General features: G+C 68.4%; 19 protein-coding genes. 8 read left to right on the forward strand and 11 right to left on the reverse strand.

Features of this window, described 5'->3' with window-relative positions; all coding sequences use genetic code 11:
* Nucleotides 1–14 precede the first annotated feature (14 nt).
* The 3 genes from L0984_RS02735 to dnaE are packed head-to-tail and all read right to left on the reverse strand — an operon-like array spanning nucleotide 15 to nucleotide 5,640.
* Nucleotides 15–1,154, reverse strand: a complete 1,140-nt coding sequence (locus L0984_RS02735; RefSeq protein WP_234192221.1) for a J domain-containing protein — start codon at nucleotides 1,152–1,154, stop codon at nucleotides 15–17.
* Nucleotides 1,154–2,116, reverse strand: a complete 963-nt coding sequence (gene pip / locus L0984_RS02740; RefSeq protein WP_234192222.1) for a prolyl aminopeptidase — start codon at nucleotides 2,114–2,116, stop codon at nucleotides 1,154–1,156. The genes L0984_RS02735 and pip overlap by 1 nt, the downstream gene beginning before the upstream one ends.
* Nucleotides 2,117–2,127: 11 nt before the next feature.
* Nucleotides 2,128–5,640, reverse strand: a complete 3,513-nt coding sequence (gene dnaE, locus L0984_RS02745) for a DNA polymerase III subunit alpha (RefSeq protein WP_234192223.1) — start codon at nucleotides 5,638–5,640, stop codon at nucleotides 2,128–2,130.
* Nucleotides 5,641–5,754: 114 nt separating this feature from the next.
* Between dnaE and L0984_RS02750 the strand changes: the two genes are divergently transcribed.
* From L0984_RS02750 to L0984_RS02760, 3 genes are read left to right on the forward strand one after another with little or no spacing between them, the layout of a single operon-like run.
* Complete coding sequence (locus L0984_RS02750) at nucleotides 5,755–5,922, forward strand: DUF2256 domain-containing protein (protein ID WP_234192224.1); 168 nt, start codon at nucleotides 5,755–5,757, stop codon at nucleotides 5,920–5,922.
* Nucleotides 5,919–7,466 (forward strand): cryptochrome/photolyase family protein, encoded by a 1,548-nt coding sequence (locus tag L0984_RS02755; protein ID WP_234192225.1) that lies wholly within the window; start codon nucleotides 5,919–5,921, stop codon nucleotides 7,464–7,466. Before L0984_RS02750 ends, L0984_RS02755 begins: the two co-directional genes overlap by 4 nt.
* 53 nt (nucleotides 7,467–7,519) lie before the next feature.
* Nucleotides 7,520–8,464: a TIGR01777 family oxidoreductase gene (locus L0984_RS02760; RefSeq protein ID WP_234192226.1), complete on the forward strand. Its 945-nt coding sequence runs from the start codon at nucleotides 7,520–7,522 to the stop codon at nucleotides 8,462–8,464.
* Nucleotides 8,465–8,474: 10 nt separating this feature from the next.
* Here L0984_RS02760 and L0984_RS02765 read toward each other — a convergent pair whose 3' ends face one another.
* A complete protein-coding gene (locus L0984_RS02765) occupies nucleotides 8,475–9,977 on the reverse strand; it encodes a DASS family sodium-coupled anion symporter (RefSeq protein WP_234192227.1) in 1,503 nt (500 codons plus the stop codon).
* Between the two features lie 76 nt (nucleotides 9,978–10,053).
* Here L0984_RS02765 and L0984_RS02770 point away from each other — a divergent pair, with 76 nt between their 5' ends.
* Entirely contained in the window at nucleotides 10,054–10,887 is an 834-nt protein-coding gene (locus tag L0984_RS02770; RefSeq protein ID WP_234192228.1) for a sulfurtransferase, read from the forward strand.
* A gap of 206 nt (nucleotides 10,888–11,093) precedes the next feature.
* Here the strand turns inward: L0984_RS02770 and L0984_RS02775 are convergent, their stop codons facing one another.
* The 4 genes from L0984_RS02775 to L0984_RS02790 form a co-directional block, all read right to left on the reverse strand.
* The gene (locus tag L0984_RS02775; RefSeq protein WP_234192229.1) at nucleotides 11,094–12,041 is read right to left on the reverse strand and encodes a pirin family protein; all 948 of its coding nucleotides are present in this window, start codon (nucleotides 12,039–12,041) and stop codon (nucleotides 11,094–11,096) included.
* A gap of 46 nt (nucleotides 12,042–12,087) precedes the next feature.
* Nucleotides 12,088–12,639: a flavodoxin family protein gene (locus tag L0984_RS02780; RefSeq protein ID WP_234192230.1), complete on the reverse strand. Its 552-nt coding sequence runs from the start codon at nucleotides 12,637–12,639 to the stop codon at nucleotides 12,088–12,090.
* Nucleotides 12,640–12,709: 70 nt separating this feature from the next.
* Entirely contained in the window at nucleotides 12,710–13,132 is a 423-nt protein-coding gene (locus tag L0984_RS02785) for a DoxX family protein (protein ID WP_234192231.1), read from the reverse strand.
* Between the two features lie 137 nt (nucleotides 13,133–13,269).
* On the reverse strand, nucleotides 13,270–13,971 hold the full coding sequence (locus tag L0984_RS02790; protein ID WP_234192232.1) for a pirin family protein: 702 nt from the start codon (nucleotides 13,969–13,971) through the stop codon (nucleotides 13,270–13,272).
* Between the two features lie 171 nt (nucleotides 13,972–14,142).
* Here L0984_RS02790 and L0984_RS02795 point away from each other — a divergent pair, with 171 nt between their 5' ends.
* The 4 genes from L0984_RS02795 (at nucleotide 14,143) to trmB (ending at nucleotide 17,928) form a co-directional block, all read left to right on the forward strand.
* The gene (locus L0984_RS02795) at nucleotides 14,143–15,096 is read left to right on the forward strand and encodes a LysR family transcriptional regulator (protein WP_234192233.1); all 954 of its coding nucleotides are present in this window, start codon (nucleotides 14,143–14,145) and stop codon (nucleotides 15,094–15,096) included.
* Nucleotides 15,097–15,225: 129 nt separating this feature from the next.
* Nucleotides 15,226–16,284 (forward strand): NAD(P)/FAD-dependent oxidoreductase, encoded by a 1,059-nt coding sequence (locus L0984_RS02800; protein WP_234192234.1) that lies wholly within the window; start codon nucleotides 15,226–15,228, stop codon nucleotides 16,282–16,284.
* A 4-nt stretch (nucleotides 16,285–16,288) separates the two neighbouring features.
* On the forward strand, nucleotides 16,289–17,191 hold the full coding sequence (gluQRS, locus tag L0984_RS02805) for a tRNA glutamyl-Q(34) synthetase GluQRS (protein ID WP_234192235.1): 903 nt from the start codon (nucleotides 16,289–16,291) through the stop codon (nucleotides 17,189–17,191).
* Nucleotides 17,188–17,928, forward strand: coding sequence for a tRNA (guanosine(46)-N7)-methyltransferase TrmB (gene trmB, locus L0984_RS02810; protein ID WP_234192236.1), 741 nt, complete (start codon nucleotides 17,188–17,190; stop codon nucleotides 17,926–17,928). The genes gluQRS and trmB overlap by 4 nt, the downstream gene beginning before the upstream one ends.
* A gap of 65 nt (nucleotides 17,929–17,993) precedes the next feature.
* Here trmB and L0984_RS02815 read toward each other — a convergent pair whose 3' ends face one another.
* Genes L0984_RS02815 through L0984_RS02825 form a run of 3 tightly spaced genes read right to left on the reverse strand, consistent with a single transcriptional unit; the run spans nucleotide 17,994 to nucleotide 24,837 of the window.
* Complete coding sequence (locus L0984_RS02815; protein ID WP_234192237.1) at nucleotides 17,994–21,047, reverse strand: DEAD/DEAH box helicase family protein; 3,054 nt, start codon at nucleotides 21,045–21,047, stop codon at nucleotides 17,994–17,996.
* On the reverse strand, nucleotides 21,044–21,508 hold the full coding sequence (locus tag L0984_RS02820; protein ID WP_234192238.1) for a hypothetical protein: 465 nt from the start codon (nucleotides 21,506–21,508) through the stop codon (nucleotides 21,044–21,046). The genes L0984_RS02815 and L0984_RS02820 overlap by 4 nt, the downstream gene beginning before the upstream one ends.
* The gene (locus tag L0984_RS02825) at nucleotides 21,508–24,837 is read right to left on the reverse strand and encodes a site-specific DNA-methyltransferase (RefSeq protein WP_234192239.1); all 3,330 of its coding nucleotides are present in this window, start codon (nucleotides 24,835–24,837) and stop codon (nucleotides 21,508–21,510) included. The genes L0984_RS02820 and L0984_RS02825 overlap by 1 nt, the downstream gene beginning before the upstream one ends.
* Between the last annotated feature and the right edge of the window lie 151 nt (nucleotides 24,838–24,988).

Consider the following 24,988-nt stretch of genomic DNA (forward strand, 5'->3'; position numbering starts at 1 on the left):
GCGCGCTCGCCCGTTCAGCGGCGAGCGCGGCGCGACGGCTTCGTCGTCGCCGCTTCCTCCCGCTCCCAGGCCCTCTCCTGCCGCAGCCATTCGCGCAGCGCGCCGGGCGCTTCCAGGGCTTGCAGCAGCTGCCGCAATCCCTTCTGAGCCGCGACGAGCGACTGCTTGCGTGCGCGCAGGTCCGCCTCGAAACGAGCCGCGGTGAGCGTGGGATGCGGCGGCAGCCCGAACGCTGCCGCCAGCCGCTGCTGCTCGGCACGCCACTGCGTTTGCAGGTCGGCCAACTGGCTTTCAAGCAGGCGGTTGTAGCGGGCGATGGCCTCATCGTTCATCTGGGCCAGGCGACTGGATTCCGCACTCGCCAGCGCCTGCTGGATCTCCAGCAGTTCGAGCAGCTGGCCTGCCTCGTAGGCGCGGTTGGCGCGCTGCATGAGCCCCGTCTTGCGCTCGCGCTCGGCCGGGTCGGGCTCGCGGTCGGGATGCAGCTGACTGGCCAGGCGGCGGTAGACCTCGCGCAGCGGTACGGCCGTGTCGCGCGCTTCGGCCAGGGCCACACGCTCCTTGGCCTGGCGCGTGCGGCCGGCCCGGTGCGCGGCGCGGGCGGCCTCGGCCTGCTCGGCGGCGGCACGGGCCTGGGCTTCGGCGCGGTCGGCGAGCGTGGCGGGGTCGTCGTCGGGCGGGGCACCGGCGTCTGCCGTTGCGCCGCCCCCGTCGTCGGACGGGCGCGCGCGACGGTCGCGCTCCACATCATCTGACCCGCCCTCGGCTGCCTCGGGCGCGTAGTAGGCCCGCAAGCGCTGCATCGCCGCGCGCCGCGTCGCGTCCCCGGTCTCTCCGAGTTCACCCGCCAGTTGCGCGATCAGTCCATGCAGCCGCATGCGCTCGGGATGCGACAGGCGCTCGCCGCCGGAGGCCAGCGCATCGAGGCGCTCGACCAGTTCGGCCCGCAGCGCGTCGTAGGCCTCGTGCAGCGGCGCCACGTCGCGTGCGTACTGCACGCCCAAGCGCTCCGACAGCGCCTGCCACTCCGCCAGCCGCGCGCGGGCGGCCTCGATGTCGGCCAGCAACTGCGCGAAGGCCGCGCGCGGCGAGGCAGCCGGCGCGGCCTCGGGTTTCGCCAGGTCCTGGCGGCGTGCGACGTCTCCGCCCGCCATCAGCGCCTATCCGCCAAGCGGTCGGTCTCGCGGATCAGCGCGTCGAGGATGCCGGACTCGGAATAGGCATGCCCCGCGCCTTCGATCAGGTGAAAGTTCGCGTTGGGCCAGGCCTGGTGCAGCGACCAGGCGTAGCGCATCGGGCAGGGCATGTCGTAGCGGCCATGGACGATGGCACCGGGAATGCCCTTCAGCCGGTGCGCATCGCGCAGCAGCTGGCCTTCCTCCAGCCAGGCGCCGTGCACGAAGTAGTGGTTCTCGATGCGCGCGAAGGCCAGGGCGAAATGCGGGTCGCGGAAGGGCTCGCTGAAGGCGGCATCGGGCAGCAGCGTGATGGTCTCGCCTTCCCAGATCGTCCAGGCCTGGGCGCAGGCCAGCTTGGCGGCCTCGTCATCGCCAGTCAGACGGCGGCGGTAGGCCGCGATCATGTCGTGCCGTTCCTCGGCCGGAATGGGTGCCTGGAAGCCCTCCCACTTGTCCGGGAACATCTCGGAGACGCCGAACTGGTAGTACCACTGCAGCTCGGCTCGCGTGACGGTGTAAACGCCGCGCAGCACCAGCGCGCTTACCCGCTGCGGATGGGTCTCGGCATAGGCCAGCGCCAGCGTCGAGCCCCAGGAGCCGCCGAAGACCTGCCAGCGCGGCACGCAGGCAATCTTCTCGCGCAGTCGCTCGATGTCGGCGACCAGGTGCCAGGTGGTGTTGGCCTCCAGGCTGGCATGCGGCGTCGATTGGCCGCAGCCCCGCTGGTCGAAAAGCAGCACGTCGTAGCGCGCCGGATCGAAGAGCCGGCGCTGCGCGGGCGAGATGCCCCCACCCGGCCCGCCATGCAGGAAGACCACCGGCGTGGCGCCGGGCGTGCCGCAGCGCTCCCAATAGATGCGGTGGCCCTCGCCGACGTCGAGCATGCCCGTGGCGTAGGGTTCGATGGCGGGATACAGCGTGCGCAATGCAGTACTCATGGTGAATGCGTTCAGGCCGATTCGTAGACGATGGCCGCCTGACCCGCCTCCGCCTGCGCCATCCAGCTGGCCAGCGCCGCATCCACCGGGAAGAAGCGCGCCGACTCGCCCAGTTGCAGCTCCACCTGCGCACCCGCGCGCTTGAGCGCGAGCCGCACCGGCAGGCCGCGGTGCACCTCGCCCTGCTCCGTCGCCTCCACCCGCGCCGGATGGTCGCGCACGATGCGGGCGATGTCCGGCAGCTTGCCGTTGACGGCCACGCGCAGGTACTTGCCGAAGCGGCAGCGGGCGGTGGCCAGGTCCCACACCTGCTGCACGTTGAAGCGCGGCTCGAAGCCGCCGCGGCCCGGCTGCAGGCGGCCGCTGACGATCACCAGTTCGTCTTCCTTGAGCAGGTTGCGCGCCGCGTCCAGCACGGCCTCGTCGGCCACGGCCTCGATGGTGGCGGTCTTGTCGTCGAGCGCGAAGATGGCCAAGCGTCCGCGCTGGCCGCTGATGACGCGCAGGCCGCTGACGATGCCGGCGATCATCTGCGGCTCGCGGCTGTCGATCAGCTCGTCGATTTGCCGGCGCGCGAACTGGCGCACCTCGCGCGAGACTTCGTCGAACAGGTGGCCCGACAGGTAGAAGCCGATGGCGGTCTTCTCGTGCGTCAGCCGTTCCTTCACGCCCCAGGGCGTGACCTCGGCCAGCGGCGGCGCCTCGGTGCTGCAGCCGGGGCCGTCGTCCATCATGTCGAACAAGCCGCCCTGGTTGGCATTGGCTTCCTGCGCGGCGGCATAGTCGAAGGCCCGGTCCAGCGAGGCCACGAGCGCCGCGCGGTCCGCATGCAGGGTGTCGAAGGCGCCGGCCTTGATCAGGGCCTCGACGGTGCGCTTGTTCATGCGCTGGCGGTCCACCCGGGCGCAGAAGTCGAACAGGCTCTGGAAGGGGCCGCCCTCCTCGCGCGCCCGCACGATGGCCTCGATGGCCAGCTGGCCGGTGCCCTTGACGGCGCCCAGGCCGTAGCGGATCACCTTGTCGCTCACCGGCTCGAAGCGGTAGCGGCCGCGGTTGACGTCCGGCGGCTCGAAGCTGATGCCGAAGTTCTTGACCGCGTCCTCGAACAGCACCTTCAGCTTGTCGGTGTTGTCCATTTCCACCGTCATGTTGGCGCAGTAGAACTCGGCGGTGAAGTGGACCTTGAGCCAGCCCGTGTGGTACGCCAGCAGCGAGTAGGCGGCCGCGTGCGACTTGTTGAAGCCGTAGCCCGCGAACTTCTCCATCAGGTCGAAGATCTCGTCGGCCTTCTCCTGCGGAATGCCGTGGGTGGCGAGTGCACCGGCGCGGAACTTCTCGCGGTGCTCGGCCATTTCCTCGGCCTTCTTCTTGCCCATGGCCCGGCGCAGCAGGTCGGCGCCGCCGAGCGAATAGCCGCCCAGGATCTGCGCCGTCTGCATCACCTGCTCCTGATAGACCATGATCCCGTAGGTCTCGGAGAGCATCTCGGCCACGGCCGGGTGCGGGTACTCCACCTCTTCGCGGCCGTGCTTGCGGGCCACGAAGCTGGGGATCAGGTCCATCGGGCCCGGGCGGTACAGCGCGTTCAGGGCGATCAGGTCTTCCAGCCGCGTCGGCCGCGCGTCGCGCAGCATGCCCTGCATGCCGCGGGATTCGAACTGGAACACGGCCTCGGTCTTGCCCTCCTGGAACAACCGGTAGGTGGGCTTGTCGTCCAGCGGAATGTTCTCGTAGGCGAAGTCTTCCCGGCCCTTGTGCCGCTGCACGATGAACTCCCGCGCGATCTCCAGGATGGTGAGCGTGGCCAGTCCCAGAAAGTCGAACTTCACCAGGCCGATGGCCTCCACGTCGTCCTTGTCGTACTGGCTCACGGCCGACTCGCTGCCCGGCTGCTGGTAGAGCGGGCAGAAGTCGGTGAGCTTGCCCGGCGCGATCAGCACGCCGCCGGCGTGCATGCCGATGTTGCGCGTCATGCCTTCGAGCTTCTGCGCCATCTCGACGACGGTCTTGACCTCTTCTTCCTTCTCGATGCGCTCGGCCAGCTGCGGCTCGGCGGCGATGGCGTACTTTTCCTTGTCGGCCTCGGAGAGGTCCTTGGGCGGGTACTGCAGCGTGACCGGCTTGCCCGGCTTGTTGGGAATGAGCTTGCTGATGCCGTCGCAGAAGTTGTAGCTCATGTCCATCACGCGGCCCACGTCGCGGATGGCGGCGCGGGCGGCCATGGTGCCGAAGGTGGCGATCTGGCTCACGGCGTTGCGGCCGTACTTCTGCTTCACGTACTCGATGACGCGGTCGCGGTTGCCCTGGCAGAAGTCGATGTCGAAGTCGGGCATGGACACCCGCTCCGGATTCAGGAAGCGCTCGAACAGCAGGTTGTATTCGAGCGGGTCCAGGTCGGTGATCTTCAGCGCATAAGCCACCAGCGAGCCGGCGCCGGAGCCCCGGCCGGGGCCCACCGGGCAGCCGTTGTTCTTGGCCCAGTTGATGAAGTCGCCCACGATCAGGAAGTAGCCCGGGAAGCCCATCTTGAGGATGGTGCCGATCTCGAACTCCAGCCGCTCGACGTAGCGCGGGCGCTGCTTGTCGCGCTTGGCCACGTCGGGGTACAGGTGCACCAGGCGCTCTTCCAGGCCCTCGAAGGAGGCCAGGCGGAAGAACTCCTCCATCGGCACGCCGCCGGGCGTCGGAAAGTCCGGCAGCCGCGGCTTGCCCAGCACCAGCGTCAGGTTGCAGCGGCGGGCGATCTCCACCGTGTTGGCGATGGCGCTGGGGATGTCGTCGAAGAGCGCACACATCTGCTCGGCGCTCTTGAAGTACTGCTCCCGGGTGAAGCGGCGCACGCGGCGCTGGTTGCCCAGGATCTCGCCTTCGGAGATGCAGACGCGGGCCTCGTGGGCCTCGAACTCGTCGGGCTCCAGGAACTGCACCGGGTGCGTGGCGACCACCGGCAGCGACAGGCGCGCGGCGAGCTTGACGGCGGCCACGACGTGCGGCTCGTCCTCGGGCCGGCCGGCGCGCTGCAGTTCCAGGTAGAAGCGGTGTGGGAACAGGCCGGCCAGGCGCAACGCCACTTCGCGCGCGCGCTCGTCGTTGCCGGCAGCCAGTGGCGCGCCCAGCGGGCCGGCCTGGGCGCCAGAGAGCAGGATCAGCCCGCCGTTGAGCTCCTCGAGCCAGGCCCACTTGGCCTTGGCCTGGCCTTCGCCCCGGCCCACGTTCTGGGTCCAGCCGCGGGCCAGCAATTCGCACAGGTTGAGGTAGCCCTCGCGGCTTTGCACCAGCAGCACGACGCGCGAGGGCGGCGCGTCGGCGTCCAGGCCTTCCATGGCCACTTCGCAGCCCAGGAGCGGCTTCACGCCCTTGCCGCGGGCCTGCTTGTAGAACTTGACGCCGCCGAAGAGGTTGTTGAGGTCGGTGATGGCCAGGGCGGGCTGGCCGTCCTTGGCGGCTGCCTTGACGACTTCGTCGATGCGGGTGGTGCCGTCGACGACGGAGAACTCGGTGTGCAGGCGCAGATGAACGAACATTGGCCCGATTGTAAAAAGCCCCGCGGCCGCGCAAGGTTGCCGGTGATCGGAGCGGCCTCGCCCTGCGTAGGGAAGGGGTCACCCGCCTTCCACCTGCACCCTGCCGCGCCACCCATGACCGAACCCCGAGGCTTCAAGGGCAACAAGGCCGCCCTGCCCGTCAAGCCCTGCGCCGTCTGCGGCCGGCCGATGAGCTGGCGCAAGGCCTGGGCGCGCAACTGGGAAGAAGTGCGTTATTGCTCCGAGGCCTGCCGGCGCCGCCGCGCAGAGGCGCCGAAATGACGCTGCGCCACCTGGTGCTGGTGCTGGGCGACCAGCTCGACCCGGAGGCGAGCGGCTTCGACGGCTTTGACACCGCGCAGGACGCGGTCTGGATGGCGGAGGTGGACGACGAGGCTAGCCATGTCTGGTCGATCCAGCCCCGCATCGCCATCTTCCTGGCCGCCATGCGGCATTTCGCCCAGGCGCTGGTGCAGGCGGGCCGCACCGTGCACTACACGCGCCTGGACGGCAAGGGCAACCGCGGCAGCCTGGCAGTCGAACTGGAACTGGCCATCCGCACGCATCGGCCGCAGGGCCTCGTGATGACGGCGCCCGGCGAACACCGGGTGCTCAAGGCGCTGCAGGCCGTGGCCGCCGCCGAGGGCGTGCCCCTGGATATCCGCGAGGACCGGCACTTCTTCTGCACCGTGCGCGAGTTCGCCGCACACGCGCGCGGCCGGCGGCAGTTGCGCATGGAGTTCTTCTACCGCGAGCAGCGCCGCCGACACGGCGTGCTGATGGACGGCGACGAGCCCGTCGGCGGCCAGTGGAACTACGACGCCGACAACCGTGCCGCCTTCGGCAAGGCCGGTCCGGGGCGGGTGCCGGAAGCGCCGGCTTTCAGACCGGACCCACTCACCCAGGACGTCCTCGACATGGTGGCCGCTCGCTTTGCCGACCGGCCCGGGAACCTGGCGAACTTCGCCTGGCCCGTCACCCGCGCCCAGGCCCTGGAGGCGCTGGACGATTTCGTCCGCCACCGCTTGGTCGACTTCGGCCATTGGCAAGACGCCATGTGGCCGGGCGAGCCGTGGCTGTGGCATTCGCGCCTGTCGGCCGCGATGAACCTCAAGCTGCTGCACCCGCGCGAGGTGGTGGCGGCCGCTGAAAAGGCGTACCGGGCCGGCCATGTCCCGCTGGCCAGCGCCGAGGGCTTCATCCGCCAGATCCTGGGCTGGCGCGAGTACGTGCGCGGCATCTACTGGACGCGCATGCCACGCTACCTGGAACTCAACGCGCTCGGCGCCAGGGAACCGTTGCCCGGCTTCTACTGGACCGGTGACACGCCCATGGCCTGCCTGGCCGACGCCATCGGGCAGACGCTGGAACATGGCTACGCCCACCACATCCAGCGCCTCATGGTCACCGGGCTCTATGCGCTGCTGCTGGGCGTGGAGCCGCAGCAGGTCCACGCCTGGTACCTCGCGGTCTATGTCGATGCGGTGGAATGGGTGGAACTGCCCAACACGCTGGGCATGAGCCAGTTCGGCGACGGCGGCCTGATGGGCAGCAAGCCCTACGTGGCCACCGGCCGCTACATCGAGCGCATGAGCGCCGGCAGCCTGTGCGGCCGCTGCCGCTTCAAGCCGGCCGAGCGACTGGGCGACGATGCCTGCCCCTTCACGACGCTGTACTGGGACTTCCTGGCCCGGCACGAAGAGCGGCTGGCGTCCAATCCGCGCATGACCCTGCAATTGCGCAACCTGCAGCGCCTGGACGCGGATGAACGCCGGCGCATTGCCGAACGTTCGGCCGCCATCCGGCGCGGCGAGGTCGGCGCGTGATGCACACCCCCTCTCCGCCCATGCCCACCGTGCTCCCCCGAAGGCCGCCCGCCATGCCCCAGACCCTGCTCGTCACCGGCGCCACCGGCTTCGTCGGCCGCCATCTCGTCCGCCGGCTGCTGGCGGACGGCCATGCCGTCATCGCGCTCTCCCGCGACGCCGCGCGCGCCGGCCGGACCCTGGGGCCGCAGGTGCGGGTGGTCGGCCAGCTGTCCGACATCGCGGCCGACACCCCCATCGATGCCTGCATCCACTTGGCCGGCGCGCGGGTCATCGGCCCGCCCTGGACCCAGGCCCGGCGCGAAGAACTGATGCGCAGCCGCGCCGCGCCAGCCGCCCAGTTGCTGGCACTGATGCACCGGCTGGCGCGCCCGCCGCGCGCCCTGCTGGTGGCGTCGGCCATCGGCTGGTACGGCAAGGTGGAAACGGGCGCCGATCTGCCCTGCGATGAAAGCACGCCGCCGCAGCCCGGCCAGTTCCAGTCGGACCTGTGCATGGCCATCGAACGCGATGCGCAACTGGCCGAAGCGCTGGGCGTGCGCGTGGCGCGGCTGCGTTTTGGCGTGGTGTTGGGTGCCGACGGCGGCGCCTATCCGCCGCAGGCCCTGGCGGCACGCCTGGGCCTGGGCGCGGTGCTGGGCGACGGCCGGCAACCCTCGCCCTGGGTGCATGTGGACGATGTGGTGGGCCTGGCCTGTTTCGCCCTGGCGCAAGAGACGATGGCAGGGCCGGTCAATGCCGTGGCGCCGCAGACGCCCACGCAGTCCGAGTTCGTCCATGCGCTGGCGGCGTCCTACGGGCGGAAGGTGCGCCTGCGCGTTCCGGGGGTGGCCGTGCGCCTGGCCATGGGGGAGATGTCCGACCTGCTGCTGGCCGGCCGGAATGTGGTGCCCGCTGTGGCACAGCAGGCCGGCTATGCCTTTGTCCATCCTTCGCTGGACGCGGCCCTGGCCGCCTTGGCGGCCGAGTCGCGACGCGCCGCGGGCAGCGCCCGCTGACGCCGGAGGCTCACCAGTAGCCCAGCACCTTCCACCACAGCAGCCCCACAGTCGCGAAGACCGCCAGTTCCACCACGGCCATCACCAGCCCCACGAACCACCATCGACCCATGCCCACGTAGCCGCTGCCGAAGACGATGGGCGAGGTGCCGGTGGCGTAGTGGGTGAGGGTCATCATGATGCAGGAGGCCGCCGCCATCATGAGCAGGAAGGGCACGAGGTAGGCGCCCGGCACCAGGTGCGCGCCCACGGTCAGGAAGGCCAGCAGCATGGCACTGATGTGCGCCGTCGTGCTGGCAAAAAGGTAGTGCGAGAACAGGAAGACCAGCACCAGCACCGCCGCCGCAGGCAGCCAGCCCATGCCGCTGGACTCGATGCCGCTGCGCAGGCCCGCCGAGAACCAGCCGATCACGCCGGCCTTGTTGAGCTCGCCCGCCAGCATCACCAGGGCGCCGAACCACACCAGCGTGTCCCAGGCGCTCTTCTCGGTCAGCACGTCCTCCCAGTCCAGCGTGCCGGTGATCAGCAGCATGAACAGGCCGAGCAGCGCCACCACCGTCGCATCCAGGCTGAAGGCCTTGCCCAGCAGCAGGGCCGGCACGTCGGCCCACAGCACCAGCAGCAGCGCGAAGGTGCCCAGCATGACCCACTCGCGACCCTGCAGCGGGCCCATGCGGGCCAGTTCGGCGCGCGCGAAGGTCACGGCATCGGGCGTGCGCGTCACCTCGGGCCGGGCCAGCACGTAGATCACCAGGGGCATCAGCGCCATGCACACCAGGCCGGGCAACAGCATGGCCAGCGCCCAGGTGCCCCAGCTCAGGTGGAAGGACTGGTTCGTCACCTTCGCCACGTAGTCGACCACCAGCGGATTGGGCGCCGTGGCCGTGACGAACATGGCCGAGCTGATGGGATTGGCGTGGTAGTTGACCAGCGCCAGATAGGTGCCGACCTTGCCCTGCGTCTTCTGCTCCGGATCGGAGCCGAAGGCATGGGCGATGGACTTCATGATCGGGTGCACGATGCCGCCGCCCCGGGCGGTGTTGCTGGGCGTGAACGGCGCCAGGATCAGCTCGCAGGCCGCCAGGCCGTAGCCGATGCCCAGGGTGCGCCGCCCGAGCAGCGAGATGAACCAGAAGCCGATGCGCGCGCCCAGCCCGGTCTTCTTGAGGCCACGCGAGATCATCACCGAGACCACGATCAGCCAGATCAGCGGATTGCCGAAGCTGGCGAGCGCATCGGTGATCGCCCCCTTGGAAGAGGTGGCGGTGACCTGCGACAGCGCCACCACCATGATGGCCATCATCGCCATCACGCCGATGGGCATGACCTTGAGGATGATCGCCACGATGGTGGTCAGGAAGATGGCCACCAGCGCCCAGGCCTTGGGCGTGAGGCCGTCGGGCGTGGGCACGAGCAGCAGGCCGATCAGCACGGCGGTGGCAATGGTGGCCGGCACGATGCGGAAGGGCACCGCGCGGCGAAAGTGGTCGAGCATGCTGGAAATCATGGCCATGGCCGGGTCGTCGGGAACGTGCCCATCGTGCAGGCGCGCTGCCCGGCAGGCCTTGACTCATGTCAACCGAAGCCGGATGTGCCCGATCACGCGCGGACGCCTTCCTACAATCCGCGCCGTGTCCGAATCCGTGCTCAACATCTCCGCCTATCTCTTCGTGCCCATCGACGACCGCGACACGCTGCGGCCGCACCTGCTGGAGCGCTGCCGCGCGCTGGGCCTGATGGGCACCATCCTGCTGGCCGAGGAAGGCATCAACCTCTTCCTGGCCGGCGCACCCGAGGCAGTGCGCGGTTTCGTGGCCGAGCTGCGTGCCGACCCGCGCTTCGCGCCGCTGGCGCCCAAGGAGAGCTGGTCCGCCCAGCAGCCCTTCCGCCGCATGCTGGTGAAGAACAAGCGCGAGATCATCCGCATGGACCATCCGGCCATCCGCCCTTCGGCCGGCCGAGCGCCGGCGGTGGATGCGCCGACGCTGCGGCGCTGGCTGGACCAGGGGCACGACGACGCCGGCAAGCCGGTCGTGATGCTGGACACCCGCAATGCCTTCGAGGTGGACTACGGCACCTTCGAGGACGCCATCGACTGGCGCATCGGCAAGTTCAGCGAGTTTCCCGCGGCGGTGCAGGCGCACCGCGATCAGCTGGAGGGCAAGACGGTGGTGAGCTTCTGCACCGGCGGCATCCGCTGCGAGAAGGCCGCCATCTACATGCACGAGTTGGGGCTGACCAATGTGCTGCAGCTCGAGGGCGGCATCCTCAAGTACTTCGAGGAAGTGGGCGGCGCCCACTACCGCGGCGACTGCTTCGTCTTCGACGGACGCGAGGCCCTGGCGCCGGACCTGAGCGCACGCTCGGCGCATGCAAGCGCCCGGGCCTTCGAGGACCCGGATCTGTCGGTCAAGCAGGGCTGAGGGGGCGCGGTCGGCGCGCCAGCCTCGGCAGCTCACAGCGAAGGCGAAGGCCAAGGCGAAATGCTGCTTCGGGCCAGGAAACCCTTGGTCCGTTCAGGCTGAGCTTGTCGAAGCCCGCTCCGAAAGCGCTTCGACAAGCTCAGCGCGAACGGTAGTAGGCGCCCCATCACGCCTCAGCGCGAACGGCTGGACACAGGCGCCACGGCTCACGCCTTCGAATTCCCTTCCGGCTCCGCCGCACTCGTCTGCGACTGCGTCTTGAAGGGATGGTCGGGCAGCGGGATGAATTCGGTCTCGCCGGGCACATGGCCCATGCGCTGCGCCTCCCAGTCCGCGCCGGCCTGCAGGATGCGCTCGCGGCGGCTGGAGACGAAGTTCCAGCTCATGAAGCGCGGCCCGTCCAGCGGCGCGCCGCCCACCACCACCAGGCGGCGGGCGCCATCGGCGGTGATGCGCACCGGGGGGCGCTCGCCGGCCGCGGCGTCCTCGTCGGGCAACACGCCCATGGTGTGCTGCGGCAGGGGCTCGCCGTCCAGCATGACGTCGCCATCGACGGCGTAGACGGCCATCTGCGGCGCCAGCGGCGGCAGCGAGAAGGCGCCGCCCGCGGGCAGCGCGATGTCCAGGTAGAGCGTGGGCATCAAGGTGGGCACCGGCGAACGCAGGCCGAAGGCCTCGCCGACCAGCACGCGCACCGGCACGCCCTCCACCTCGGTCGCCGGGATGTCCGCGGCGGCCGTGTGCGAGAAGCTGGGTTCGACCTCCTCGTGCTCGCGCGGCAGCGCGCACCACAGCTGCAGGCCATGGTTGACGTAGGTCTCGGTCTTGAGCGCCTCGGGCTTGCGCTCGGAATGCACGATGCCGCGGCCCGCGGTCATCCAGTTGATGGCACCGGGGCGGATCTCCTGTTCGGTGCCCAGGCTGTCGCGGTGCATCATCGCGCCCTCGAACAGGTAGGTCACCGTCGCCAGGCCGATGTGCGGATGGGGCCGCACATCGTGCTGGTCCTGCGGCGTCTCGGTGGCCGGACCGAAATGGTCGAAGAAGACAAAGGGGCCGACCGCGCGGCGTTGCGCGGCCGGCAGCACGCGGCGAACCTGGAAGCCGCCGCCCAGGTCCTTGGCATGCGGATGGAGCGTGAGAAGGTCGGACATGGCGGCTCTCCGGTTCGGTTGGCGTGGATGAGGGACGAAAGAAGGATCAGGCCAGCAGCTTCAGCGCGCCTTGCAGGCGCTCGCCGAAGGCGCGGGCGGTCTGCAGGTCGCCGGCCGGGACCTCGGCGGGGCTCGCATCCGCGGGCGAGGTGGTCATCAGGCCACCGAAGCCGCCCACGTAGTTGAGCGAGTCGCGCGTCGATTCCTTCTTGTTGCTCGGCACGATGCCCAGGCCGGTCCACAGACCGCCGTGCTGCATGGCCAGTTGCCAGAAGTAGGCGATGGTGGCGAACTTGTCGCCGTTCATGGTGGCGCTGTTGGTGAAGCCGGCGAAGAGCTTGTCCTTCCAGCCCTGGACGAACCAGACCTTGGACGAGGCGTCGGCGAACTTCTTGAACTGCCAGCTGGGCGCGCCCATGTAGGTCGGCGCACCGAAGACGATCAGCTTGGCCTCGGCGAGCGTTTCCCAGCCGCCTTCGGGCAGGTTGCCGTCGGCGTCGATGGCGATCACGGCGGCGTTGGCGCCTTCGGCGACGGCCTGGGCGACGCGCTGGGTGTGGCCGTAGCCGGAGTGGTAGACGATGGCGATGTCGGTCATGGGAGTTCCTGGTTCAGAAAGCAAAGGGACAAAAGCCGGGCCGGGCATCAGCGCCGCGGCCCGGGAGGCATTACTTCTTGTCGATGCTGAAGCGGCCCGGGCCGAAGGCGAAGAAGGCCAGGAAGCCGCCAGCGATGGCGAAGTTCTTGAAGAAGTTGGTCTGCTGGGCCATCACCATTTCGGGCGGCACCTTCCAGAAGGCGTGGCCCAGGAAGGCGGTGGCGACGGTGAACACGGCCAGGATGATGGCCATCAGGCGCGTCTTGAAGCCGACCAGGAACAGCAGGCAGACCAGCAGTTCGACCACCACGGCGATGGCCGCGGCCACCTCGGGCATGGGCACGCCGATCTTGCCGAAGTAGCCGACGGTGCCGGCAAAGCCGGTGAGCTTGCCCCAGCCCGCGGGCAGGAACAGCATCGAGATGAACAGGCGGCCGACCAGGGCGGCAGCGTCCTGGGTCGGGGTGGTGTTGGAGGTCTGGGTGATGGCCATGGAAGTAGCTCCTTGCGTTGAAAAAAATCAGTGGGACGGATTGGAAACAATGAGCGGTGCCGCCGCCTGACCCGCGGCACCCCCGAGGGTATCGGCGGCGAAGCGGCCCGCACAGGGCGGGCCGCTTCATCCGGGCGTTACGGCGCCAGGTCGAACACCAGCACCTCGGCGTCCTGGCCGCCCTTGAGGCTCAGCTGCGACTCGGCCGCGATCATCGCCGCATCGCCGCCCTGCAGGCGCTGGCCGTTGACTTCCAGCGCGCCGCGGATCAGGTGCACGTAGGCCTTGCGGGCCGGGTCGAGCTTCAGCTCGGCCGACTCGTCGCCGTCGAACAGGCCGGCATAGAGCCGCGCGTCGGCATGCATGCTCACCGACGCGGCCTCGCCCTCGGGCGCCGCCACCAGGGCGAGCTTGCCGCGCTTGTCGGCCACGTCGACCGCCTTCTGCTCGTAGCCCGGCGGAATGCCGCGCACATTGGGCTCGATCCAGATCTGCAGGAAGTGCGTGGTCTGGTCGGCCTTGTGGTTGAACTCGCTGTGCATCACGCCCCGGCCTGCGCTCATGCGCTGCACGTCGCCGGGCGGGATGGATTCGACGTTGCCCATGCTGTCCTTGTGGGCCAGTTCGCCGTCGAGCACGTAGCTGATGATCTCCATGTCGCGGTGGCCATGGGTGCCGAAGCCGGCGCCGGCGGCCACGCGGTCCTCGTTGATCACCCGCAGGTTGCCCCAGCCCATGAAGGCGGGGTCGTAGTAGCCGGCGAACGAGAAGCTGTGAAAGGACTTGAGCCAGCCATGGTCGGCATAGCCACGTTCCTGGGACTTGCGGATCTGCAGCATGATGTTGAACTCCTTCGAATGGGGTTGGGCGGTGGCGCCAGCTGCGCCGGCCTTCCCCGGTAGGCGGCACCGAACTGCGCCGCGATGGAATGAACTTTAGGCCTGCGGACCCCGCTTGAAACCGCAGTGCATTGAAGACGTCGTTCAAATTTTTTGAATGACAATCCGCCCATGCCCACCGCACGCGAAGTCCTCACGCCCGACGCCCTGGCCATGCTGCAGACCGTGGTCGACCGCGGCAGCTTTGCCGCCGCCGCCCGCAGCCTGGGCTTGGTGCCCTCGGCCCTCACCTACCGCGTGCGGCAGATCGAGGACGCGCTGGACGTGCTGCTGTTCGACCGCAGCGCCCGCCAGGCCAAACTGACGGAAGCTGGCCGCGAACTGCTGCGCGACGCCGCACGACTGCTGGGCGAGATCGACGCCGTGGCCAACCGCGTGCGCCGCATCGCCACCGGCTGGGAGCCGCAGCTGACCATCGCCATCGACAGCGTGATCGCCCGCGACCCGCTCTACGACCTGGTCGGCGCCTTCTATGCCCTGTCGCCGCCCACGCGGCTGAAGCTGCGCGACGAGACGCTGCTGGGCACCATCGAGGCGCTGACCAGCGGCCAGGCCGATCTGGCCATCGGCTCGGTGCTGGACGCCGATGGCCTGGGCTTCACCGGCACCGGCATCCGCAGCTGCGTGCTGGGCCAGCTCTCCTTCGTGTACGCGGTGGCGCCGAACCATCCGCTGGCGCGCACGAGCATGCCCGTCACCGAGGCCATGATGCGCCAGCACCGTGCCGTCGCCGCGGCCGATTCGGCCCGGCTCTCGCAGGGCATGAACGTCAACCTGTTGGCCGGCCAGGACGTGCTCACCGTGCCCACCATGCAGGCCAAGCTGCATGCCCAGCTGCATGGGCTGGGCGCCGGCTTCCTGCCCGAGCCGATGGCGCGGCCCTATGTGGAGGCCGGCCATCTGGTCGCCCTGCCCACCGAGCGCCAGTCGCCCACCACCCACATGCATGCGGCCTGGCGTGTGCGCAGTGCCGCACAGCCCGGGCTGGCGCTGCAGTGGTGGCTCGGGCAGTTCGAACATGCGGGCACCCGCGAGGCACTGCTGACGCAGCACCGCGGCCGCTGATCGCCAGGGCGCCCGCCGCCGTCCCGCCGTACCGGGACAAACCCGGGCGCCCTGCGCTGGCGCAGCATGGGGCGTCATCGGTGCGGTTAGAGTCGGACGACCATCCCGCTGTCCGCACCACCTGCCGCCATGCCCCTCACCGCCGCCGACCGCCCCGATTCCTCAACCCGCCGCATTGCCATCGTGGGCGCCGGCATCGCCGGCCTCGCGGCGGCGCGTACGCTGGCGCAGGCCGGCCTGGAGGTGGCGGTGTTCGAGCAGGCGTCTACGCCCGGCGGGCGGCTGGCTGGCCTGGACAGCCGCACCGGCAGCTTCGACACCGGCGCCCAGTACTTCACCGTCCGCGACGCGCGCTTCCGCTTGGCGCTGGACGCCACGGCCGCGCCGTGCCGCCGCTGGAGCGCCAACGCCGTGCGCGTGCTCGATGCCCTGGGCCGCGTGGTCGAAGCCTCGCTGCCGGGCCTGGAACCCCACTGGGTCGGCCTGCCCCGCATGGATGCCCTGGCCGCCCACTGGGCCGCGCCGCTGGGCGATGCCCTGCACCTGGGCACCACCGTCTCGCAACTGGAGGCCGACACGCTGCAGCCCGGCCGCTGGCAGCTGCGCACACAGGGCGACGGCGACGACCATGCCGTGCATGCCGGCTTCGACGCCGTGCTGCTGGCCGTGCCGGCGGGCGCGGCGCGCAGCCTTCTGCAGCCTGTGGCACCGGCCCTGGCCGCGCCGCTGGCGCCGGTGCGCATCGCGCCCTGCTGGTCGCTGCACATCGCCTTCGCGCAGGCCAGCCAGCCCGGCCTGCCGCACCTGGGCCCGCAGTGGAACTGCGCCCGCTCCACCCACCACCGCGTGGCCTGGCTGGCGCGCGAGTCGTCCAAGCCCGGCCGCGGCAGCATCGAGCGCTGGACGGTCCAGGCCAGCGCCGAATGGTCGGCCGAACACATCGGCGACGACCCGGCCCGCGTGCAGGCCAAGCTGCTGCGCGCCTTCGCCGAGATCACCGGCATCCGCGTCGAGCCCTCCTTCGCCCAGGCCCGCCTGTGGACCGAGGCCAAGACCGAGACGCCGCTCGGCCGCAGCCACCTCTGGAACGCCGCCTCGGGCATCGGGATTGCGGGCGACTGGTGCATCGGCCACCGGGTCGAGGATGCCTTCGTCTCGGGGCTGGAGCTGGCGCTGGCCGTGATCTGAGAACGTGGCCGGCTACATCGGCCGCTTCGCGCCGTCGCCCACCGGGCCGCTGCATGCGGGCTCGCTGGTGGCGGCGCTGGCCAGCTGGCTCGATGCCCGCGCGGCCGGCGGCCGCTGGCTGGTGCGCATCGAGGACGCGGACACCGAACGCTGCCTGCCCGGCATGGGCGAGCACATCCTGCAGCAGCTGGCCGCCTGTGGCCTGATTCCGGACGAGGCGCCGGTCTGGCAGACGGCGCGTGCCGGTCGTTATCAGGCCGCGCTGGCGCGTCTGATCGACGCCGAACTGGCCTATCCCTGCGGCTGCACCCGCCGCGAGATCGACGCGACGCTGGCCGCCCAGGGCATCGGCCATGACCGCCATGGCGAGCGCGTCTATCCCGGCACCTGCCGCCACGGCCTGAACGGCAAGCCGGCGCGGGCTTGGCGCTTCGCCACCTGGCGCGCGTCCGCGCCCCTCGTCGACTGGACCGACCGCCGCCTGGGCGCACAGCGCCAGGATGTGCTGCACGAGGTCGGCGACTTCGTGCTGCGCCGCGCAGACGGCCCCTGGGCCTACCAGCTCGCGGTCGTCGTGGACGATGCCGAGCAGGGCATCACCGACGTGGTCCGTGGCGCCGACCTGACCGACAACACGCCACGCCAGATCCTGCTGCAGCGCGCGCTGGGCCTGCCCACGCCGCGCTACCTGCACACGCCGCTGGTGCTGGGTGCCAATGGCGAGAAGCTGTCCAAGCAGAACGGGGCCGCCGCCATCGACAGCGGCACGCCGGCAGCCGCGCGCTCGGCACTGGATGCCGCCGCGCAGACCCTGGGGCTGCCCGCGGCGCGATTGGAAGACGGACTCCAACAGGCCCTGGCCAGCTGGGTCGCGCCGTGGGCCGCTCTCTACAATCCCGCCCCGTGACCGCCGACGAAACGAACGACTCCCCCGCTGCCCCGCCCGACGCCGGCGACACCGAACATCCCCACCGCCGCATCCGAAGCTTCGTGCGGCGCGCCGGCCGCACCACCGATGCCCAGGCCCGCGCCTATGCGGACTTCGGCCCGCAGTACCTGATTCCCTACCGCCCCGCCCCGCTGGACTTCGCGCAGGCCTTCGGCCGCGAGGCCCCCACCGTGCTGGAGATCGGCTTCGGCATGGGCGAGGCCACCGCGCACATCGCACGCGTGCGGCCGGATGACAACTTTATCTGCTGCGAGGTGCACGAGCCCGGCGTGGGCGCGCTGCTCAAGCGCGCCGGCGAGCAGGGCCTGGCCAACATCCGCATCGTGGCGCACGACGCCGTGGAGGTGCTGCAGCACATGATCCCGCCCGGCAGCCTGGCCGGCGTGCACGTGTTCTTTCCCGACCCCTGGCACAAGAAGCGCCACCACAAGCGCCGGCTGATCCAGCCGCCATTCGTGCGCCAGCTGGCCGAGCACATCGCCACCGGCGGCTACCTGCATTGCGCGACCGACTGGCAGCCCTATGCCGAGCAGATGGTCGAGGTGCTGTCCGGCGAGCCGCTGCTGGCCAACACCGCCGCGCCGGACGCCGGCGGCTTCGCGTCCAAGCCGGACTACCGGCCGCTCACGAAGTTCGAGAACCGGGGCATCAAGCTGGGCCACGGCGTCTGGGACGTGGTGTTCAGGAAGATCTGACGCCCCCCACGCCGCTTCCCTGGCGGCAAAGCGCGGAACGTTCTAAACGGACCGGCCGGGCCCCATCAGGACGTCGCGCCATGCCTGTGCACGATGTCACGCACCTGCGCCGGCTCGAACGCCACATCCCAGCACCACAGGCCGAAGCCGCCCTTGGCGTTGACGGCCTCAACCCACAGTTTCAGCGCATCGCGCTTGGCCACGTTCTGAGGCGAGTCTTCGCCCTTGATCTCCAGCACCAGCGTCTTGCCGTTGGCCAGGCGCACGATGAAGTCGGGCAGGAAGCGGCGGCGTGATCCGCCCCACAGGTAGAAGATCTGGAAACCCAGGTGATCGTTCTTGGCATACGCCGAGACGAGATCGCTGCAATCGAAGATGTTCGCGGCGTAGATTTCCCAAGAACTGTCGCCGACTACGTGGCTAATCTGAGACCGCTTGGTCGGCTGGTTGCCCTTGGTCGTGTACCAAGTGCGCATGGCGCGGGTCGAGCCAATCGGCTGCTCGGGGTCGAACACCGGCTCGATGCTAGCCACGTTCTGCTGCTCCACATGCTTAACCAGATGCTGCACGACGAGGTCGGCGTTCAGCGCGATCAGGATGCGACGACGCAGGCCGTCGCTATGGAACAGGCTGGGGATGTCCAGCTTGTTCGCGGCCGGGCTGACGAACTGCTCGACGAGGCGGATCAGCTGGAAGACCAGGTACTCCCGGTTGCCCTTGAAGCGCCCGCTCATCTGGTCGAAGGCCTTGCGTGCAGCCTGGAAGATGATGCGCTGGGCGCGGAAGTCCTCGGGCAGCTTCTCCAGGTCGATGCTTGTCGTGTTGCCCAGGTCAGTAGCCCCGCCTACGGCCGGCGCCAGCTCGGCGCTGATGGGGGTGGCCGCCGGGTCTAGCCGCAGCGCCGGCACCGTGCTCCACGCCACGGCCAGCGTCGGCTTGACTACCACGTCCACGCGCAGCAGGTTGGGCCAACGCACCTCCAGCTCATTGCGTGAGGCCAGCGACTCGATCTGTGTGCTGGGCTTGGGCGGGGGTGGCGGCGGGCCACCATCGTCGGCATCGACGAACACGGACAGGGGCACGCCGAAGACGTTGACGTACTCGGGCACGAACAGGCCGTTCTCGTCGCGGTCATAGCCCACGCGGCGTAGGCCGCGGCCAATCACCTGCTCGCACAGCAGTTGGCTGGTGAACGCCCGCAGGCCCATGATGTGGGTGACGTTCTTCGCGTCCCAGCCCTCGGACAGCATCGCCACCGAGATGACACTCTGCAGCGCCTGGCCGGCCTGGCCTTGTTTGCCTACGCTGTCCACGATTGCGCGCAGCAGGTCTTCCTTGTCGAGCGCCAGCAGCCGCTCCTCGCGGTCCTTGGGCAGCTTCGCCGCCTTCACGATCTCGCGCAGACGGTTGACATATTCGGTCGCGCCCAGCAGGTAGTCCTTTACCGCGGCGTCGATTGGCGCGGCCTGGATCAAGGTCACCAGTTGGTCATCCGGCTGCTGCTCGTCGAAGCGCTTGCGCGCCTCGGGCTTCAGGCTGATGTGGCCCGCCAGCAGCTTGAGCTTTTCGCCATCCTTCTTCGCGGCATCGAGCTTGTCGACCAGGTCGTCCGGCAGCTGCAGCACCTTCAGCAACGACGACAGGCGTGCCTTGAACACGCTCTCGCCCGCCGCCTTCTCGCCGATCTCGGCCTTCTCCAGCACCTTGGAATCGACCCGCAACGTGCGCTCTGCCGCCTTCAGTTCGGTCCAGTGCGCGTCGCCGTGGTTCAGGTAGTGCTCAATGCGCGCGGCCGTCTCCACGCGGTTGCAGACGGTCAGCATCACCGGGGGTGAAGCGTGACCAGCCGCGCGCCAGTCCAGCAGCGCGGCGCGCCAGTCGGCGCCCAGCAGCGTGTAGGCGTCCTGCACCAGCTTGGGCAACGCCTCGTGCGGCTCGGCGCCGCGGCGGTTCAAGTCCTCCTGCACCTCGGGCTCGCGGTACAGGTGATAGAGCTTGGACCGATAGGTCTGCGCGTTCGGCAGCGCGTCATCGCGCACCACCACCCGCGGCGTCTTGACCAGGCCGGCTTCGATGGCATCGTTCAGGCCGAAGTCGCTGACCACCCAGGTGAACAGGCCTTCTTCGGCGTTGGCCTTGCCCGTAGGCGCGAACGGGGTGGCCGACAGATCGAAGCAGCGCTGGATGCGGCGCGTCTTGTGGATGCGGTCCAGCCCTTCGATCCAGCGCGTGGCCTCGTCCAGGTCGATGCCCAGTTCAGCGGCCTGTGCCTTGCTGATCTTGATGTCAGCCGGCTTGCGGTAAGCGTGGTGCGCTTCGTCGTTGATGACGACGATGTCCTTGAACTGCGCCAGCTTGCCTAGCACCCGCTTGGTGAAGACCTCATCGGGCTCCTTGCCCTTCTTCACCACCGATCGGTCGGGCTCCTTCAGCGGCATCAGCGTGTGCCAATTCTCCACCAGGATCTCGGCCTGGTTGAGCTTGCTGCGCAGCGCATCCGATGGGCAGGTGGCGAACTCGTCGTAGGCATTGCCCGGCTCGCCCGGGTACAGCACCTTCAGCCGGCCCTTGACGGTCAGGCCCGGCGCCACGATGAAGATGGCGCGCGAGAAGTCCTTGTGGCGCTTCGGGTAGATGACTGCGTTGAGCACCTGCCAGGTGATAAGCATCGCCATCACCGCGGTCTTGCCCGAGCCGGTGGCCATCTTGTTGCACACGCGCTCGAATGGGCCACCGTCGCCCTGCAGGAATACACCCTGCCGGTACGAAGCCGCGGCCTCCACCCACCAGATCTGCGTCTCCACCGCCTCCAGCTGGCAGTAGTAGAAGGAATTGGCGCGTACGCCCGGCGTCTGATCGCGCCAATGCTCCAGCAGCTGGCGCGTCACCGCCGTCACGCCAGGGTAGTCATCGGCGCGCCAGACGTCGACGCGACTGCGGATCTCGTTGACCTGCTCTAGAACTTCCACGCGCCGCGTGTTGTTGCGGACGTCGTAGATCTCGTAGCTGGCCGGCCGGCGGCCCTCGATCAGCGCCAGCGTGCCATCGTTCTGCTGCTGCCAGTGGCGCTGCGGAACGATGAAGGGCGAGTTGATGATGATGTTGCCGGGGCGCTTCATGCAGCCCCCTTCGGCGCAGTGGACTGCGGCGGGCACAGTGCCCGCAGCTCCTCAAAGTCGCCGGTGGCCTTCGCAGCAATCTCCGCCCAAGCTCGCGCAAAGGCTGGACGCTGCAGGTTCGACACGATGCCGTCGCGCCAAAGCGCCCACGTCGCTTTTCGGATGCGCCCCTCCTGGTGCAGGAAAAGCTGCTGGTTGCAGAGGTCGAAGTAACGGTAGAACGCAGGTAGTGCCTGGGCCACGTCCTGCGGGCTCATGTCAGCGCCCAGCAGAGCATCTAGCGGCAGTTCCTTGGCGATATCGCGGTACTCGTCTACGAGCCCGTCCTCGAAGCTGGTCACGCTCTGTGTCTTGAGCAGCCTGAGCTGCCAGAACGCGGCCACCGCACCGACACCCGCAACGCCACTGCCAATACCGCCGATCAGGCTGGCCCAGTCCAGCCACTCCTTGCTGGGCACCATCAGACGGCCCCCTTCACCAAGGGCAGGATTTTCAAAGACTCGATGCCCCGGTCATCAACGATCTTCACCGCTGCCTTGGCATGCTTGCCGGCCTCGAAGGGCAGTGACACGGTGCCGTGGAACTGGTCAAGCATCGACTCGTCCAGCTCGGCGCGGATCGTCTTCTTGAGCTTCTTCCAGCCCTCGTCCTTGCCGGCCATGGGGAAGAACACCTGATGTGGGAACAGGCTGCGCCCGTCGTAGTCGGTGTCCAGGCTCCACATGGCGATCTTGCCCTTGCCGCCAGAGATCAGCTCGCCTTTGACGGTGTCGAAGTAGTCGAAGCCCATCACCTCTACCTGCCACAACCCGTTTGGCAGCGGGTCCACCTTCACGTCGGGCTGGCCCATCAGCCAGAAGCTCTGGTTGCTGCTGCGGGCCTTCTTCAAGTCCTCGGTCAGCAGGTCGGTGTTCATCTGCGCCTTCAGCGCAGTGATGCCCTTGAGCGCGTCGATGTCCTTGGCCGCTTCCGGATCGAAAGTGAACGCGCAGAACACGATCATCTTCGGCCGCGGGAACAGCTCGCCGGCCTCGTTCAGCGCGTGCTCGACCTGGCGCTGCTCCAGCGCGCCGTGCTCGGGGCCGAAGCTCACCACCACCCGCTCGCCCGTTTCGGCCAGCGTGCCGGTGGCATGCAGGCAGGTGGTGCCTGCCATCACCTCCAGCTCGGCGAATTCCAGCTTCTGGCCGCCCTTGCCGCGGATGCCGGTCTTCAGCAGCTCATCGCGCCACTGCTGCTGGCGGTTGCTCTCGCCGCTGCGCGCGATGCTGGTCTGGTAGGCCTGGTCCTCGGTGGGCGTGGCCGATGCGCCGCCCTCGGCGGCCTCCAGGCTCAGCACCGTCGGGAAAGGCACGGCCTCGACCGTGAACGGGCCAGTGATGCGCAGCTTGGTCTTGCTCTTCTCCGGCTGGTCGTAGAGAGACTCGTTCTTTGTGTTGGCCGCGATGGAGCGGTCCATCTCTGCCTGCATGCGTTGGCGAGCAGCGTGAAAAGCATCGAAAGGCTCGCGCAGCGCGGGCTGCCACCCTGGCGGCAGGACGCCTTCGCCCCCTGGGAACGGCACTTCCCATTCGTGCAGTGTCACACCCGCCGCGCCGAGCTGGAGCTTCTGCCCCTTGCGCACGCCTTCAGTCACAGCAAGCGGTTCCAGCGGAGCGTGCTTCTCGATCGCGACATTCAGCGCAGCCAGAGCCTCTTCGACGGCTGGATGCAGGCGCTCGTAGATCGTGTCGAGGTCTGCGTTGTTTGCGATGTCTCCCAACTTGATGTGCGGCACTTCCCGATTGATGAACCCGCCCTTTAGCCCTTCGTAGGGGTACCTCAACTCGTAGTAGTCAAAGCTGGCGGTCATCAGCCGTTGTTTGGCCAGGGTGACCGCAACGCGCGACGTGTCGCAAGTTATCCAGCGTCGCCCCCACTTCTCTGCCACGAACGCAGTCGTCCCGGACCCGCATGTCGGATCAAACACCAGATCGCCAGGGTCCGTCGTCATCAACATGCACCGTTCGACGACTCGTGCAACGGTCTGAACGACATAGACCCGGGGATCGGTTGAAGAGCCGCCCGTTGCGGTGTCCGACCAGTTATTTCCTATCGGCACCACTGGAAAGTCGTCTACGAATCGCTTGTACTTCAGGACGGAACCAGAAGAGACCAGGCGGCGCGCATAACCAAGTCGCCGAATCCCATCCACCGTTGTCTTCCAGTTGTTTGTCGCGCCGGGAAAGTGTTCGCGCCCTTGGAATGGAACCTCGACTGTAGTGAACTGTCGGAAGCCCTGGGAAACCATTGAGTCATGGCGAAAAACGGCGCCAGCTTTACTAGCCAATTCGATATCTGAACGCTCTGCGCTCGTCATCGTCCGCTCGCCCCCGTCGGGCATTCTCAACCAGACGTACTCTCCGCCACCCTCTACGAGCGCGCTCTTCTCCGCGAAAATTTGATGGAATTTGTCCTTCGCGAGCGCCTTGTCTTTCGCGTACCAAACTAAGTAGTCGCTGACGCCTGACAAGAGCTCACTGGTTTGACCGCTAGTTTTGACGAAGGTGATAACGGAAATGAAGTTTTCGGGACCGAAGACCTCGTCGCAAATATTTCGGACGAGGTGCAAATTCTCGTCGGATATCTGAACAAACACGCTACCCGAATCTTTAAGTAGTTCCTTGGAAAGGAGTAGCCGGTCACGGAGATATGAAAGGTAGGAGTGCAGACCCAATTCCCACGTATCCCGAAACGCTTTGATCATTTCGGGTTCTTGGGTCAGGTCGGCGTCGCTCTTGTCCTTGACGTCGCGCTTGCCCACGAAGGGTTGGAAGTTGCTGCCGTACTTGATGCCGTAGGGTGGGTCGATGTAGACCATCTGCACCTGCCCGGCCATGCCTTCCTTGACCAGCAGGCTGTTCATCACCTGCAGGCTGTCGCCACTGACCAGGCGGTTGGCCCAGCCCTTGTCGTGGCGGTAGAAGTCCACCGCGTCACGCAGCGGCAGGTTCTCGAACGGCGCCTCGAACAGGCTGGCCTGGCGCAGCTTGGCCTCATCGGCCGGCTTCGCGTTCTTCTCGCCCGGGCCTCCTTTGCGCACCGCCGAGAGAATGCTCATCGGGTCGATGCGCTCGTGCACGTGCAGGCTGACGGTGTCCACCTCGAAGCTGGTGCGCTCGGCTTTGCCGGCCCACTGCAGGTAAGGTGCGCCACGGCGCTGGATCTCTTCCAGCGCGGCCTTCATCGCAGCCGGCTCGCCGGACGCCAGCGCGTCAGCCACCTGGGTCTCCAACTCTGCACGGCTGGAGTCGAAGTTCAGCACCGGGTCCAGGTGCGGGTTGTACGCCCACTCCTTCTTCGGCTGCTGCGGGTCGCTGGCTTCGTTGACGAGACCGACCTCGGGGTTGTTCTTGCGCCGGTCGGCGTGGCGGTAGCTGATGACTTGGGCGGGCTCATCTGCCGCCGCGCGCGAAGTGGATCTGCCCTTGGGCTTCGTAGCGGAAGCGGCCTTGACCGCGGGTTCCTCAGCGGGCGATTCACCCGTCTGCAACTCGAAGTCGTCGGCGTCCGGCGCTGCGCCTGCAGCACGTCCGGTAGTACCACCCCGACCAGGCCCCTTTACCAGCAGGCCGGCGGTCGCCAAGCGATCGTGAGTGGCGTCGAACTCGGCCTCGGTGACTCTGTCTCCAGCCGCGAGTGCAGCCTGCACCCATTTCGCGCGCAGTTGGCCGTTGGGCACCTTGCTGCCATCCACAGGCAGCAGGGTGAGCAGAATGCCTTCAAGGCGGTCAAGGCGGGGATCTGCCATCTCAGTCACTTTGTTGATTTTCTGCGTTGGTGTTTGACGCATTAGGTTACCAGTCAGGAATGGGTAGCGACCGGATCAGGAACTCCCCCGAAATGAGCGGCAGCGGGTCGATGTGCGGGCTGCGAACCATCACCGCGAAGAATCTGCCACC

Source organism: Pseudacidovorax sp. NFM-22 (genome assembly GCF_021401245.1).
Taxonomy (GTDB): domain Bacteria; phylum Pseudomonadota; class Gammaproteobacteria; order Burkholderiales; family Burkholderiaceae_C; genus Xenophilus.